Below are 13365 nucleotides of genomic sequence, written 5' to 3'. Positions count from 1 at the left end.
TCGACAGGCTCACAATGACATGTCTTTTATTTTAAATACTTCATCTTTAATTTTCCAGCACTGCCCTGCGGCAGTACTTACTCCTGTAGTCCTGCGGGGTTAAGCCTGTTATCCGTTTAAAGATCTTTCTGAATGTCTTTAAATCATTATAACCAACTTTATACATCAGTTCGCTGATATTGAAATTGGTTTTCTCGAGCCCCTTTTTTACCGATTCAATCTTTACCTTTTGCAGATATTCCATAGGGGTATTTTGCGTGGCGCTTTTGAATCGGCGGATGAAATTGCGCTTGCTCATGTTGGTTTGGCCGGCAATTTCCTCTACCGAAATAGGCAAATGGTAATTATTTTCGATAAACAATTGCGAACGCATTATTTCCTGGTCTTCATGTTGGTGCTGCCCTTCAAACACCTTAAAGTGTGCCTGGCTGGTACGGTCGATATCCAATGAAAACATTTTGCTGGCCCATATGCCGGTGTCCCTGCCGCAATATTTTTCAATCAGATAAAGCACCAGGTTCATACTTGAAAAAGCCCCTCCGCTAGTATAAGTCCCCCCTTTGTCGGTGGTTACCATATCCGGTAAAATTTCCACTTTGGGGTAACGCCGTTTCATATCATCAACAGCTACCCAATGGGTTGTACAGGGTTTACCATCAAGCACGCCGGCTTCGGCCAAAAAATAGCTACCAAAACACAGGCTGGCTACTTCTGCGCCTTTATTGTACATATTCCTTATAAAGTCTATCAAATTTTTGTTTTTGCGCATCACCAGATCCGGCGGACCGTAAAATGCGGGGGCTATCACGAGGTCAATATCTTTGATCTCATCAATAGTTTTAAAACCGGTGAATTGGGCAGGGAAATAAAGCAGGTTATTATTTATTTTTTCGCCTACAAGCATTACGCTAAAAGCTTCGGCTTTGCCGCTTTCAACCAGGAAACGGTTAGTATGCCTCACCATATCCAATACGCCCGATATGGTTGAAAGATTAATGTCTTCGTGAATAAGCAGCGCTATTTCTTTCATTTGTTATAATTCAGGTTATTACAAATATATAAAAGCACCCGGCACAAAAACATGCGATAAGCCTTAAAAAACGCAGATCATTGATAAAAAGCTATCACTTAACCAATTTAAAATTAAGCGTTTAAACATCAACTCAAAATCTCAGCTATCTCTTCAAAACCTTTTTCGCGGGCCAGGTCGGCGGGAAGCTTGCCACCTTCCATCCGGGTATGAACCTCGGCACCGCTTTCCAGCAGCAGGATGATCAGTTCAAGATTACCATTCTGCGCGGCTGAATGCAGCGGCGTAGCGCCGGCTTGCTGCACAACGTTCACCCGAGCGCCGTTTTCGATCAGCATCCGGGCTATATCGGTATAGTTTCCGGCAGTTGCCGAATGAATGGGGAATACGTTAAAACCGTTATTTGATTGAAGGTTAACATTTGCACCCTTCAACACCAGGTACCTGGCCACATCAAACTGCCCAAAGTAACAGGCCAGCCCAAGTGCAGTAAAGCCATCGTCAGCATAATCATCAAGTGTGTTCGGATCAATAGCAACCAGGTGGGCAACCACATCAAATTTACCGGCAGCAGCGGCTTCAAATAAACTGATATCGCTTACATAGTTTAACAGTAAATTGGTAACCTCCGGCTTTTTATAATAGCATGAAAGCATCAGCGGCGATACGTTAAGGCTTGTTTTTTTTAAAGCCAGCGCAGGGTCGCGGCCAAGCAGGGTATTGATACTATCTAAATCGGCTGATGCGATATATTCTTCCAGTCTTTCTATGCTCATTACTTAGTTAAGTAAAGCGTTTACTATTAAGCGCGCTGTTATATTTACTTTATTGGTGTATCAACGCAACCCCCTCTAAATCTCCCCCGGAAGGGGAGACTTCTAAAGCCCTTCCTACCGGGGAGGGTGAGGCTTAAAAGCGAAGTTTTAATTTCCAACCGTTGTTTTTCAATTATACTAAAAAATTAAAAATGTTGCCAATAAGTTATATAATCTGTTAACTTTATATTCATTCGGCCTGTAATTTTTTGCAGGTTAATGAATCTTATATAAAATATTTACCGGGTGTAACTGCAAAGTTCACATAGGTGAAATTTTACGTAAGTTTGCACATAAACGATTGTTACATCAGGATGCCGGCAAAAGGAAACCAGTTTAGATCAAATAATTTCAAGGGAGAAAATCAGCCTCGCCAAAGCGGCAAGGCCGAAAAGGAACGAGTGGCAGGCAGGAAATTACCTAAACTGCCGAGTTTTGACTTTGACTATGAAAACGGCAAGGCTGTTAAAATAGCGGGCTTGTTTTCACTGCTATTATCCATTTTTTTCCTCATCGCTTTTACATCATACCTGTTTACCTGGCAGGAAGACCAAAGCTACATTTCCAAAACTAACGGCGGCTGGCATAACCTTTCAACAGGCACTACCGTTCACGAAATTGCCGACCTGAGCGATCCGACCATCAGGGCGCAAAACTGGCTGGGCAAGTTTGGCGCGCTATTATCCAATCAGTTTATTTATGAATGGTTTGGCGTAGCCTCATTCCTGTTTATTTTTGTATTTTTTGTTGTAGGGTACCGCCTGCTTTTTAAAGCGAGGTTGTTTTCTATCCGTAAAACACTTGCATATTCGTTATTCAGCATTGTCTTTATTTCTGTGGCGATAGCTTATTTTCATTCATTTGTGATTGATTATCCCCACTACCTTGAAGGCGGTTTCGGTTTTTGGACTAACCGCTTGCTTGCGGCTCAGATAGGTGAAGCGGGAACCGGCGGATTGCTGGTGTTTTTGGCACTTACTGTATTGGTAATAGCCTATAATATCGACTTTAAAATACCCCAGCGTAAAAACCGACCGGTTGCAGCTATGAGTGTTGATGAGATAGCACCTGAACCTGTTGAACTGATTGATGAAGAGCCATCAATGCCGCTTGAATGGCCCCGGGGCAATAATAACATCCGCGAAACCCATGTAAGCAGCATCATGCCCGAGCCCATGGTACAAGAACCGCTTATACCTCCATCACCGCTCCGGCATCCTCCTATGGAGCAAATGCCCGGATATCATGAGCCTGTGGTGTTGCGCCCTGAAAATACAATTAAACACGAGCCGGAAGAGGAGGAAGAAATCCCACTTACTATTGATACCAACAGGCCATTGCCCGAATTAAGTGTTGAACAGGCTGATGAAGCCAAAAAGGATGACCTGCTAAGCAAATTTGGTATATATGACCACAAGCTCGATCTGGCTTCATACAAACTTCCGCACCTGGAGTTATTAGAAAACCACGGTTCAAACAAGATCTCGGTTAATGCCGAAGAGCTGGAGGCCAACAAGAATAAGATTGTTGAAACGCTCAATCATTATAACATCGAAATTGATAAGATCAAAGCAACCATTGGCCCAACGGTTACCTTATATGAGATCATCCCCGCCCCCGGTGTTAGGATCAGCAAAATCAAGAACCTGGAAGATGATATCGCACTAAGTTTAGCCGCATTAGGCATCCGTATCATTGCCCCTATGCCTGGCAAGGGGACCATCGGTATTGAAGTGCCTAATCAAAATCCTGAGATGGTTTCGATGCGCTCTATCCTATCGACCGAAAAATACCAGAATACCACGATGGACCTGCCTATCGCTTTAGGTAAAACCATATCTAACGAAGTATTTATTGCCGATTTGGCTAAGATGCCCCACTTGCTGGTTGCAGGTGCTACCGGTCAGGGTAAATCAGTTGGTATTAATGCCATCCTGGTATCTTTGCTATATAAAAAGCACCCCGCCGAGCTCAAGTTTGTACTGGTTGACCCTAAAAAGGTGGAGCTTACGCTTTTCCGCAAGATAGAAAGGCACTTTTTGGCCAAACTACCTGATGATGGTGACGCCATTATCACCGATACCAAAAAGGTTGTAAACACACTCAATTCGCTTTGTATTGAGATGGACCAGCGGTATGACCTGCTGAAAGACGCGCAGGTACGCAACCTGAAAGAGTATAACGCTAAGTTTGTAAACCGCAAAATCAGCGATCCCGAAAAACACCGTTACCTGCCCTTTATAGTTTTGGTGATTGACGAGTTTGCCGATTTGATGATGACCGCCGGTAAAGAGGTAGAAATGCCTATTGCCCGTATCGCACAGCTTGCCCGTGCGGTGGGCATCCATTTGGTTATTGCCACACAGCGCCCTTCGGTTAATATTATTACCGGTACTATTAAAGCCAACTTCCCGTCAAGGCTGGCATTCAGGGTGCTTTCCAAGATCGATTCGCGCACCATTCTTGACGCAGGCGGCGCTGATCAGTTGATCGGTCGCGGGGATATGCTGTTCTCAACAGGCAGCGACCTGATCCGTTTGCAGTGCGCTTTTGTGGATACGCCTGAGGTGGAAGCGATATCTGATTTTATCGGCAACCAAAAAGGTTATCCATCGGCTATGTACTTACCTGAGTATGTGGGCGAAGGCGAAGCCAGCAGCGGCGCTAAAGAATATGATCCTGACGACCGCGACCCGATGTTTGAAGAAGCTGCCCGACTTATCGTATTGCACCAGCAGGGTTCAACATCACTCATACAGCGTAAAATGAAACTGGGCTACAACCGCGCGGGCCGTATTATCGACCAGTTGGAAGCAGCCGGAATTGTAGGCCCTTTTGAAGGCAGCAAAGCCCGCGATGTGCTTTATCCCGACGAATACAGCCTTGAACGCTACCTGGAAACGTTGCAAAAACCTATTAAAGATTAAACCAAGCAAAATTTATTTACTCTAATCCAATAACTATTAATAACAATAGTTGTTGTTGAATAAAACTGAATGAAAAAGATCATAGCATATACCATTTTAGCAATAAGTACATACAGCACCGCTTTTGCGCAAAAAGACAGCCAGGCAAAGGCGATTTTAAATCAGGTGAGCCAAAAATACCGTTCATACGATGTTATTAAAACCGACTTTACCTTTAGCCTTAACAACCAGCAGGCCAATATTAAAGAAACACAAACCGGCACCCTGATATCGAGGGCAAAAACCGGCAAATACCGCGTTACACTTTACAGCGCAGCTGCAAAACCCGAAGTAGACAAAGAGATCTTGAGCGATGGCAAAACCCAGTGGACATACCTTAAAAAAGATAAAGAAGTACAGGTAAGTGATGCCGACAAAAGCGGCGACGGACTAAATAACCCTGCCCAGATTTTTACGATGTATGAAAAAGGCTTTAAATACCTGTACACCGGCGAACAGAAGATAGCAGGCAAAGTTTATCAAAACATAGAGCTTACACCCGAAGATGATAAAAAAGCCATCTTTAAAGTGAAGCTTACCATCGACAAAGTAAAAAAACAACTCTACAGTGCTTTATTGTTCGATAAAAACGGCAACAGGTATACTTATACCGTACGCACCTTTACCCCTAACGTACCTGCTCCTGACGCAACTTTTGCCTGGGATGCCAAAGGCCACCCGGGTGTTGAGGTGGTAGATTTGAGGTAATCTGTCTCAGATGTGAGATCTGAGACATGAGAATTGAGATATTTTGAAGCGGGGGGGGTACCTCCCGTTTTTTTTATTTTAATTATTTTGCCGCCGCTCGCCTCTTGGCGAGTGGCAACTATTACCAGGCCTCTGGCCTGCGTTAAGCACCTGATTTATTTGCTCCCGGCGGCGGGACGCCGCAGGATAGTTGCCACTCGGCAGGAGCCGAGCGGCGGCGAAGAGTTGTTTTTATTACAAAATTAACTCCTTAATTTTCCCTAAAACAGCCTCTACCCTTTCCTCAACAGTTGTATCACCTTCTATAATCAGCAAAGGAGTTGTGAGCTTTTTCATCCAATTCTTATGCGAATGCAGGCTTCGGCTGTTGGTGATGAGCTCATCATAACCGCGTGCCCAGTCAATAAATTCATTATAAAGCTTATTTCGCTCCCTATCGGTATAGATAATATCGCCATAACGTTCAAGCTCTCTTTGCTGCAAACGCCAAATCCTGATGGCTGGCGGGATATACAAAAATACCGACAGATCAAACTGCCAGTTATTATTCCAGTTGATAACAGAGCCCCCAAGGATCCAGTTATCATTACCGGCCATCTCGCTGTTGATCATTGCATTTCGTTCTTCAGGTGGCCTTCGGTTAATAAAAGGAGGATCGGATGGGAACCAGAAATAATGATCGCTGTCGAAATACGGGTAGCTAAGTTTATTACTTAACGCTTTGCCTAAAGTGGTTACGCCCGAACCCGAAGCGCCGAAGATATTGATGTGCACGAAACAATAGATTTAAGCCACAAACTTACTCATTTCCCACCTTTACCCTACGCTCCATCACCTCTTTCCAGGTGGTTAAAATAAACCCTTTTTGTTTAAGGTAAGCTTTCAGGCGTGGGTCGGTCATGGCCAGCAAGTCGCCTTTTCGTTTCTGGCCTTCGTTACAGATGTTTTTAAACTGAGGTGAGGGTTGTGTACAATGCATTAATACCATCGTTAATCCCGGCGAAAGACGGTCGAAGTTTTCGATGTAATGATCTGTGTACCATTTTTGCAATTCCCTATCGGTCGCTTTTTCAATATCGGGCATTGCCCAGTCATAGCTTGAATTATCAAGATCGTCCAGCACCGGCAAGCCACCTTTCCAGACCATTTCACCAAGTTCACGCGCTTTTGCCAGTTCTGCAGGTTCCGGTATGGCCATACCTTCAGTGTATTTACCATCTTTTTTAAGCCGGGCAATCGTAGCGTTTTTTGCTTCCTCACGGTAAAAAAGGTCTTCTCCGCCGGGGAGCATTACAGGTATTTTCTTTTCAATCCCCAGGTTAATATATTTTTCAAGAAAAGCAGGCTTGGCAAACAACGTCCCCATATGCGAGTCGAGATGTGTTGGTATAAAGCCCATGGTTAAGGCACGGTCAAGCTGGGCGCGGATCTCCTTATCTACCTCGTCGGCTGTAGCCCTGAAATAAACAGCTGGCACCGCGGACCAGAAAGCACCTTCTTTATCAACCAATCCCGGAACTGTTGCCTTACCCGCAAGCGAGCCCCAGCGGTAATTTTGCCATTCGGAAGTGAGGGTTAAATGCAGCCCTGCATCAATGCCCGGGTGCTGATCCATATAATGCTTAAAATCGGGCACCCAGGGACAGGGCATCATCACACTGGTTGAAGTGGCAGCACCATCCCCAATAGCTTTCTCCACCCCTTCATTTGATTCATGCGACATCCCGGCATCATCAACATGCAGAATAATGACACGTGAACCTTTAGACCAGCCAAGCTTTTCGGCATAGGTTTTGGTTTGCTGGGCATAAACAGCAATGCTAAAAACAATGCCTGTAACGGTAAGCAGTAAGTTCTTAATTCGGATGGTTTTAGGGTATAACAGGTTAATAAAATTAGAAATTAAATTAGCAAATGTGACATGCAAATGCCAATTTAAGCCCGGCAAATACACCCATTTTTGCTACTTTTGAAATTAATGCTACCCGCGACTAACCATACTCTCGAGAAACTGGAACTGCTGTTAAAAACGGCCGGTTACAAGGTGCGTTATGAAAAGGGTAACTTCAAAACCGGCGCCTGCCTGTTGCTTAACAGTAAAATGATCGTTGTTAACCGTTTCTCTAACCTGGAAAGCAAGATCCTTGCCTTAACTGAATTATTACGTGAACTTGAGGTAGATTACAAATTGCTCGATGATAAACAGATTGCATTTTTGCAGGATATTAAACAAACAAAACTGCAGCTGTGACCATAACATTTTTAGGAACCGGAACGTCACAGGGTGTACCTGTTATTGCTTGTAACTGCGAGGTGTGCCTCTCAACAGATAAGCATGATAATCGCCTGCGCAGTTCTGTTTTAATTGAAGCCGAAGATAAGGTTATCGCTATTGATTCGGGCCCCGATTTCAGGTATCAGATGCTCCGTGCCAAAGTACAGCACCTTGACGCTATTGTTTTTACGCATGAGCATAAAGACCATATTGCCGGCATGGATGATATCCGCGCGTTTAATTACAAACAAAATGCCCCGATTGATATTTATGCCGACGAAAGGGTGCAAAAAGCCCTTGTGCGTGAATTTCCCTATATTTTTGATGGCACTGGTTACCCGGGCATTCCGCAGGTAAACATGCACATTATTGCGCTTGATCCCTTCATGATCGGCAATGTTGAGCTGATCCCTATCGAAGTATTCCATTACAGATTGCCTATAAAAGGCTTCAGGATTAAAGATTTTACTTACTTAACCGATGCCAAAACGATTCCGGACGCCGAGAAGGAAAAAATAAAGGGCACAAAAATATTAGTGATCAATGCACTGCAAAAGGAAACTCATATCTCCCACTTTACGCTTGAAGAAGCCATAGCTTTTGCAAACGATATTGGGGCAGAGACTACTTACTTTACGCATATAAGCCACAGGCTGGGCAAACATGCTGATGTTTCTAAAGAGCTACCTGCCGGTATCGAGCTGGCGTATGACGGTTTAAAACTGGAGATTTAACCCCAACATTAAATCTGCGTTTCTAAATTTCCCGTATCTTGGGGCAAAATTTCTTCTCATCTATGGAATATCTTGTTTATATAAGTACCGCTAAAAAGTTAATGGGCGATGATGAATTATTGAACCTGCTGCAAACAGCACGAAAAAAAAATTTCGCCCATAACGTCACCGGTATGCTCCTATACAGTGAAGGTACTTTTATACAGGCGCTTGAGGGCGAAACAGAAGACCTTTACAAAATTTATAACGCAATCCAACTTGATTCACGTCATCGTAACATTGTCCTGATGATAACCGGAATGGTTGAGGAAAGAATTTTCCCAAAATGGTCAATGGCTTTTGCATCAGTAAATGCAGGCTTGCTGAAAAATGTAGAAGGATTTCTTAATCCGGCAAATAAAAATGACATTGCCGATAACAACCATACTGCTGTAATCATGCTCAAAACATTTGCCGAAACCAACGGGCTATCCGTATCTTTTAATTAATTATTTAATCCCCTGCCTGTTTTATGCTGCAGTTCGTCTATCCGTTTTGACGCTTCGGCCTTAGTAAGCGATCCGTCAAACTCTTCACCGGCTTCGTCGGATAATGTTTTGAGATAGGAGTGCTGCGCGCCGGTCATGGGTTCATCACCGGTTGTCCAATCATCCGGATCTTTTACCGTGTTTGAGCCTTTTAGTTTATTTTGATTGATGATCTCTTCATCATCTGATTCGTCAAAAAAGCCATTGTCGGGTATATCATTTGGGTTGATAGCCATAACTATTGTTTATATTTATAGTTAAAACCGCCCGGATATCACATTGTTTTATGGTGAGGACGGGGATTTACAACTCGATAAAGCTTATCCTGTCAATGGTACCCTTGTATTGTTTTAAGTGCCCCTTATCGCCTGCATCAATCACGCCGCGGATGGTTACTTTGCGTTTGTTCATTTTGGTAAACTGCCCATCGTTATAAGTAAACAAGCCGATATGGGTACCGGGCAGATATAGCGGGCAATCCTGGCTAAAATCAACCCAAATAGCATCATGCAAATCATGGCTCGAAAAAAGACTGTCGTTAAAAAGCGCCGATTGCTCGTTCCCTTCTTTGTATTTGCCGCTTACCTCCACGTATTGTTTATCATATTCTTCAATATGACGGATGAGCTCCGTAAACGAAATTTTTTTATAGCCCCTGGGGGTATTGCAATCGCTTTGGAAAATCTTTTTTTGTTTAGCGCAGGACCCAAACAAAACTAACAACGGCAAAATCCGGAGCAGGTTTTTGATATGGAAAAATGCCGCAGCCATATAAATCAGGAATGTTTAAGATAGCGAAAATATCTGTCACTAAACCTTATAACAGATATTTTACAGCGAGGTTACAGATGCTGTGATTAAAACGGGATTTATCTTTGCTAAAACGTTTAGGCATCTTGTTTCTTTGCTTAATGCTGTTATTTTTGTACATCAACATTTAACCTGAATTAACCTCCCATGAAATTAAAACTGATAGGCACCTTACTCCTATTGTCGGCACTTGGCGTACAGGCCCAGCAAAAAGTTATTCCGCTGTACCCCGGCGCGGCCCGCGGTTCCGAAAACTGGACCTGGGACGAAGGTGAAAGCGATAAAAATGCCTTCAACACCAAAGTGGTTTACAACGTTACGCACCCTTCTCTAAAGGTTTTCCTGCCCGATTCAACTATTGCTAATGGTACGGCGGTAGTTATTTGCCCGGGCGGCGGTTTTCATACCCTTTCTATCAACAGCGAGGGCTATGACGTGGCCAAATGGCTCAATAAACAGGGAGTTACCTGTTTTGTACTAAAATACAGGCTGGCACATAGCCTTACTACCGACCCTGTAAAGGAACTGGTAACTAAAATGAGTCAGAAGGATTTCCCTAAACAGGTAGCGCCTATCATTCCCTTAGCTATCGCTGACGCGCGTGCAGCGCTGACTTATGTGCGTGAACATGCCTCCGAATACCATGTTTCGCCGCAACGAATCGGGATCATGGGCTTTTCGGCAGGCGGCACACTGGCCGGTGCCGCAGCTTTCAATTACACAGCAGCTAACAAACCCGATTTTGACGCGCCTATTTATGCATACGTGCCTCCAGAACTGATCTCAAAAATCCCTGACGACGCGCCGCCGATGTTTATAGCTGCAGCTACTGATGATCAGCTTGGCCTTGCGCCGCACAGCATTGAGCTTTATAGCAAATGGCTGGCATCAAAACACAGCGCCGAGCTGCATATGTACGCTAAAGGAGGCCACGGTTTTGGCATGCGCAAACAAAACCTGCCTACCGACAACTGGATAGACCGCTTTAACGAGTGGCTCGATCTGAAAGGTTTTTTAAAACCCATAGACCCTAAAGTAAAAACAGTTAAAGAAAGGGCCGATCAATGGGAAGCCTACCATAAGCAATGGGAAGATGCATTTCATAAAGACTGGGCAAACATGACCCGTTACAAGGCCGATAATGAAAAGATAAAAGCATCAGCTCCAAACCCTAAAAGTGTAGTTTATATGGGCGATTCCATTACAGATTTCTGGATCAGCAGGGATTCAACCTTCTGGAGCGGTAAACCATATTTTGACCGCGGCATCAGCGGACAAACCACCACCCAAATGCTGGTGCGTTTCCGTGAGGATGTGATAGATCTGAAACCCGGTGCCGTAGTGATCCTGGCAGGAATAAATGATATCGCCCAAAATAACGGTCCGATAGCTATTGAAGATATTTTTGGTAATATCGAATCCATGGCATTGCTGGCCAAAGCTGCCAACATAAAAGTGGTATTATGTTCGGTGCTGCCTGCCTATGCTTTTCCATGGCGCCCCGGGATGGAACCGGCGCAAAAAGTGGTGCAGCTTAACGCCATGATCAAAGCTTTTGCCGATGCCAATAAAATGGTTTATGTAGATTATCATAGCGCCATGGCCGACGAGCGTAAAGGCTTACCGAAGAACCTCGCCGCCGATGGTGTACACCCCACTATTGAAGGATACCGGATAATGGGGCCATTGGTTGAAAAAGGGATCGCGGAAGCGTTAAAGAGGAAATAGGCGCGATAGACATCACCAGGTCGTACTGAGTTTTGGAATCTTTCGAACTTCCAAGGTGTGAAGATAAGCCGGGCCAGACTTGCGAAGTTTGAAACTTCCCAAGTCTGGCTTTACAACATGGCCTGGGGACCGGTATTTAAAACAAACAAATACCTTCTTTTAAAAATGTTGATGTTTTTAATTTAGTAAATCGGATATTGGGGCTTAAATACAATGGCGGTTGATGGTACCGGCCGACTTGCTGATAACATCCTTACAAAAAAATAAAAACATCCTATGAAAAACGCATTGAGGCTCCTGATCTTCATATTATCGCCACTGGCTCTACACGCTCAAAACCCGGTTATAGTAAAACAACAGGCCACGCTGATGACCCAAAGCATGACTAAAGGCGACTATAAAAGCATAGTTAATTATACCTACCCCAAGGCCGTTCAAATGGCCGGTGGCAAAGAAAAAATGACGGCCATGGTTAGTGCAGGCATGCAACAGATGAAAGCAGCGGGCATTAGTTTTGAAAGTATCACGGTAGGCACACCGGGCAAATTTTATAAAGCTGGAAAAGAAACCCACTGCCTGTTGCCCGAGACGATCATCATGGCAAGCCCAAAAGGCCGTATGGCCATGCATAGTAACCTGCTAGCAGTTAGCGGCGATGGCGGAAAAAGTTGGTCGTTCCTGGATATGAACAATTCAACTGCTGATAAAGTGCAGCAACTGATCCCCAACTTTAACCCGGCCTTAAAAATTCCGCCGGCTACTACCGAACCTTTACAATAACAATGAGGTTTGTGCTGTTGGCTTATTATCGTCCCTTCGGATAAACGTTGGGCGCATTAGCTGTGTGCTCAATGCTTTATTTAATTCTTCAATCACGTAATCGGCCAGTTCGGGCGAGTAACGCTCATCATGCTGGTGCATAAAAAACCATACCGATTTAAGGCCTTGCTTCTTCCAGTTTTTGATCCGTTCAACCCACTCATCAACACGGGCATAATCTGTAGGGTGTAAACTATTGCCTACAAACCGGATAAAAGCATGCGGTGTAGGCAAAGCCATATGCACCACATCCCGGCGGCCGCTGGCATCAGTAATAACAGAACCGATGTTTAAATCGCGGAAAAGGTTAAATACCCTATCGCGGTTTTCGGCAACTGCAAACCACTCTTTATGGCGCAGTTCAACAAACACCGGGAGGTCTTTTGGTAGTTGCTCAAGATAGGCCTTAAGCTCCGGGAAACTCTTTGGTGTGTAGTTATCGCTCAACTGCAAAAACAGCGGGCCAAGTTTTTCGCCAAAAGCCAAAACACCTTCATAATAGGTGGTTGTAATATCTTCGGCATTTTTTAAGCGGCGGATATGGCTGATGCTCTGCGAAAATTTAGGGCAAAATTTAAACCCAGGATTACTATCGGCCTTGGCCTTCCATTTGGCAATGGTATCGGGGCCGTAAACATTGTAAAAAGTGGCGTTAAGCTCAATGCAATCAAAGTGCTTAACGTATTCATCTAAAAAATTAGCGTCTTTGGTTTTTGGCGGATAAATTTTTCCAATCCATTCTTTGCGCCCCCATTTTGCGCAGCCAACATGTACCTGCAGCGGCACATCGTTTTTTGCAGCGGCAAGGGTGTTTAAGGTTATCTGCGGATCAGCCGGCAGGGTAAAATCAACCCCTGCTAATTCTTCATCGGTTACTCTGCCAAATTCCATATCGCTTTTTTGTGGGAAAGATAGGAAATTGGTTGGATTAGTGAGTCGTTGATTAAGTGAGT

General features: G+C 44.3%; 14 protein-coding genes. 7 read left to right on the top strand and 7 right to left on the bottom strand.

Features of this window, described 5'->3' with window-relative positions; genetic code table 11:
• Window positions 1–46: 46 nt before the first annotated feature.
• The gene (locus ACP26M_RS01845) at window positions 47–1030 is read right to left on the bottom strand and encodes a GlxA family transcriptional regulator (protein ID WP_426585632.1); all 984 of its coding nucleotides are present in this window, start codon (window positions 1028–1030) and stop codon (window positions 47–49) included.
• A gap of 128 nt (window positions 1031–1158) precedes the next feature.
• The gene (locus ACP26M_RS01840) at window positions 1159–1806 is read right to left on the bottom strand and encodes an ankyrin repeat domain-containing protein (RefSeq protein ID WP_426585630.1); all 648 of its coding nucleotides are present in this window, start codon (window positions 1804–1806) and stop codon (window positions 1159–1161) included.
• Between the two features lie 353 nt (window positions 1807–2159).
• Between ACP26M_RS01840 and ACP26M_RS01835 the strand changes: the two genes are divergently transcribed.
• Together ACP26M_RS01835 and ACP26M_RS01830 are read left to right on the top strand one after the other, a co-directional pair.
• Window positions 2160–4772, top strand: coding sequence for a DNA translocase FtsK 4TM domain-containing protein (locus ACP26M_RS01835; RefSeq protein ID WP_426589687.1), 2613 nt, complete (start codon window positions 2160–2162; stop codon window positions 4770–4772).
• Window positions 4773–4841: 69 nt separating this feature from the next.
• Window positions 4842–5519 carry a LolA family protein gene (locus tag ACP26M_RS01830; RefSeq protein ID WP_426585628.1) on the top strand — a complete coding sequence of 226 codons (678 nt, stop codon included), beginning with the start codon at window positions 4842–4844 and terminating at the stop codon, window positions 5517–5519.
• A 234-nt stretch (window positions 5520–5753) separates the two neighbouring features.
• Here ACP26M_RS01830 and ACP26M_RS01825 read toward each other — a convergent pair whose 3' ends face one another.
• Window positions 5754–6293: an AAA family ATPase gene (locus tag ACP26M_RS01825; RefSeq protein WP_426585626.1), complete on the bottom strand. Its 540-nt coding sequence runs from the start codon at window positions 6291–6293 to the stop codon at window positions 5754–5756.
• Between the two features lie 25 nt (window positions 6294–6318).
• On the bottom strand, window positions 6319–7446 hold the full coding sequence (locus tag ACP26M_RS01820; protein WP_426585624.1) for a polysaccharide deacetylase family protein: 1128 nt from the start codon (window positions 7444–7446) through the stop codon (window positions 6319–6321).
• A 51-nt stretch (window positions 7447–7497) separates the two neighbouring features.
• Between ACP26M_RS01820 and ACP26M_RS01815 the strand changes: the two genes are divergently transcribed.
• The 3 genes from ACP26M_RS01815 (at window position 7498) to ACP26M_RS01805 (ending at window position 9016) form a co-directional block, all read left to right on the top strand.
• Window positions 7498–7770, top strand: a complete 273-nt coding sequence (locus ACP26M_RS01815; RefSeq protein ID WP_188834027.1) for a hypothetical protein — start codon at window positions 7498–7500, stop codon at window positions 7768–7770.
• The gene (locus ACP26M_RS01810; RefSeq protein WP_426585622.1) at window positions 7767–8528 is read left to right on the top strand and encodes an MBL fold metallo-hydrolase; all 762 of its coding nucleotides are present in this window, start codon (window positions 7767–7769) and stop codon (window positions 8526–8528) included. The genes ACP26M_RS01815 and ACP26M_RS01810 overlap by 4 nt, the downstream gene beginning before the upstream one ends.
• Window positions 8529–8590: 62 nt before the next feature.
• The gene (locus ACP26M_RS01805) at window positions 8591–9016 is read left to right on the top strand and encodes a BLUF domain-containing protein (protein ID WP_426585620.1); all 426 of its coding nucleotides are present in this window, start codon (window positions 8591–8593) and stop codon (window positions 9014–9016) included.
• On the opposite strand, the gene ACP26M_RS01800 is transcribed toward ACP26M_RS01805, so the two are convergent.
• Entirely contained in the window at window positions 9013–9291 is a 279-nt protein-coding gene (locus ACP26M_RS01800; protein ID WP_090527829.1) for a DUF3072 domain-containing protein, read from the bottom strand. The two genes, ACP26M_RS01805 and ACP26M_RS01800, sit on opposite strands and share 4 nt — an antisense overlap.
• Window positions 9292–9358: 67 nt before the next feature.
• Entirely contained in the window at window positions 9359–9826 is a 468-nt protein-coding gene (locus tag ACP26M_RS01795; protein WP_426585618.1) for a hypothetical protein, read from the bottom strand.
• Window positions 9827–10012: 186 nt separating this feature from the next.
• On the opposite strand from ACP26M_RS01795, the gene ACP26M_RS01790 reads away from it, so the two are divergent.
• Window positions 10013–11593 (top strand): GDSL-type esterase/lipase family protein, encoded by a 1581-nt coding sequence (locus tag ACP26M_RS01790; protein ID WP_426585616.1) that lies wholly within the window; start codon window positions 10013–10015, stop codon window positions 11591–11593.
• A 276-nt stretch (window positions 11594–11869) separates the two neighbouring features.
• Window positions 11870–12373, top strand: coding sequence for a hypothetical protein (locus ACP26M_RS01785; protein WP_426585614.1), 504 nt, complete (start codon window positions 11870–11872; stop codon window positions 12371–12373).
• On the opposite strand, the gene ACP26M_RS01780 is transcribed toward ACP26M_RS01785, so the two are convergent.
• Window positions 12365–13303, bottom strand: a complete 939-nt coding sequence (locus ACP26M_RS01780; protein WP_426585612.1) for a DUF72 domain-containing protein — start codon at window positions 13301–13303, stop codon at window positions 12365–12367. The genes ACP26M_RS01785 and ACP26M_RS01780 overlap by 9 nt on opposite strands.
• Window positions 13304–13365 lie beyond the last annotated feature (62 nt).

This window comes from Mucilaginibacter sp. R-33, from assembly GCF_049949235.1.
Taxonomy (GTDB): Bacteria; Bacteroidota; Bacteroidia; order Sphingobacteriales; family Sphingobacteriaceae; genus Mucilaginibacter.
Note: the sequence above shows the minus strand (reverse complement) of the source record. Positions and strands in the feature narration are given on the sequence as shown.

Excerpts from the sequence above, each read along its gene's own strand:
- ACP26M_RS01845 (WP_426585632.1), bottom strand. The coding sequence starts at position 1,030 with ATGAAAGAAATAGCGCTGCTTATTCACGAAGACATTAATCTTTCAACC.
- ACP26M_RS01840 (WP_426585630.1), bottom strand. The coding sequence starts at position 1,806 with ATGAGCATAGAAAGACTGGAAGAATATATCGCATCAGCCGATTTAGAT.
- ACP26M_RS01835 (WP_426589687.1), top strand. The coding sequence starts at position 2,160 with ATGCCGGCAAAAGGAAACCAGTTTAGATCAAATAATTTCAAGGGAGAA.
- ACP26M_RS01830 (WP_426585628.1), top strand. The coding sequence starts at position 4,842 with ATGAAAAAGATCATAGCATATACCATTTTAGCAATAAGTACATACAGC.
- ACP26M_RS01815 (WP_188834027.1), top strand. The coding sequence starts at position 7,498 with ATGCTACCCGCGACTAACCATACTCTCGAGAAACTGGAACTGCTGTTA.
- ACP26M_RS01805 (WP_426585620.1), top strand. The coding sequence starts at position 8,591 with ATGGAATATCTTGTTTATATAAGTACCGCTAAAAAGTTAATGGGCGAT.
- ACP26M_RS01800 (WP_090527829.1), bottom strand. The coding sequence starts at position 9,291 with ATGGCTATCAACCCAAATGATATACCCGACAATGGCTTTTTTGACGAA.
- ACP26M_RS01795 (WP_426585618.1), bottom strand. The coding sequence starts at position 9,826 with ATGGCTGCGGCATTTTTCCATATCAAAAACCTGCTCCGGATTTTGCCG.
- ACP26M_RS01790 (WP_426585616.1), top strand. The coding sequence starts at position 10,013 with ATGAAATTAAAACTGATAGGCACCTTACTCCTATTGTCGGCACTTGGC.
- ACP26M_RS01785 (WP_426585614.1), top strand. The coding sequence starts at position 11,870 with ATGAAAAACGCATTGAGGCTCCTGATCTTCATATTATCGCCACTGGCT.
- ACP26M_RS01780 (WP_426585612.1), bottom strand. The coding sequence starts at position 13,303 with ATGGAATTTGGCAGAGTAACCGATGAAGAATTAGCAGGGGTTGATTTT.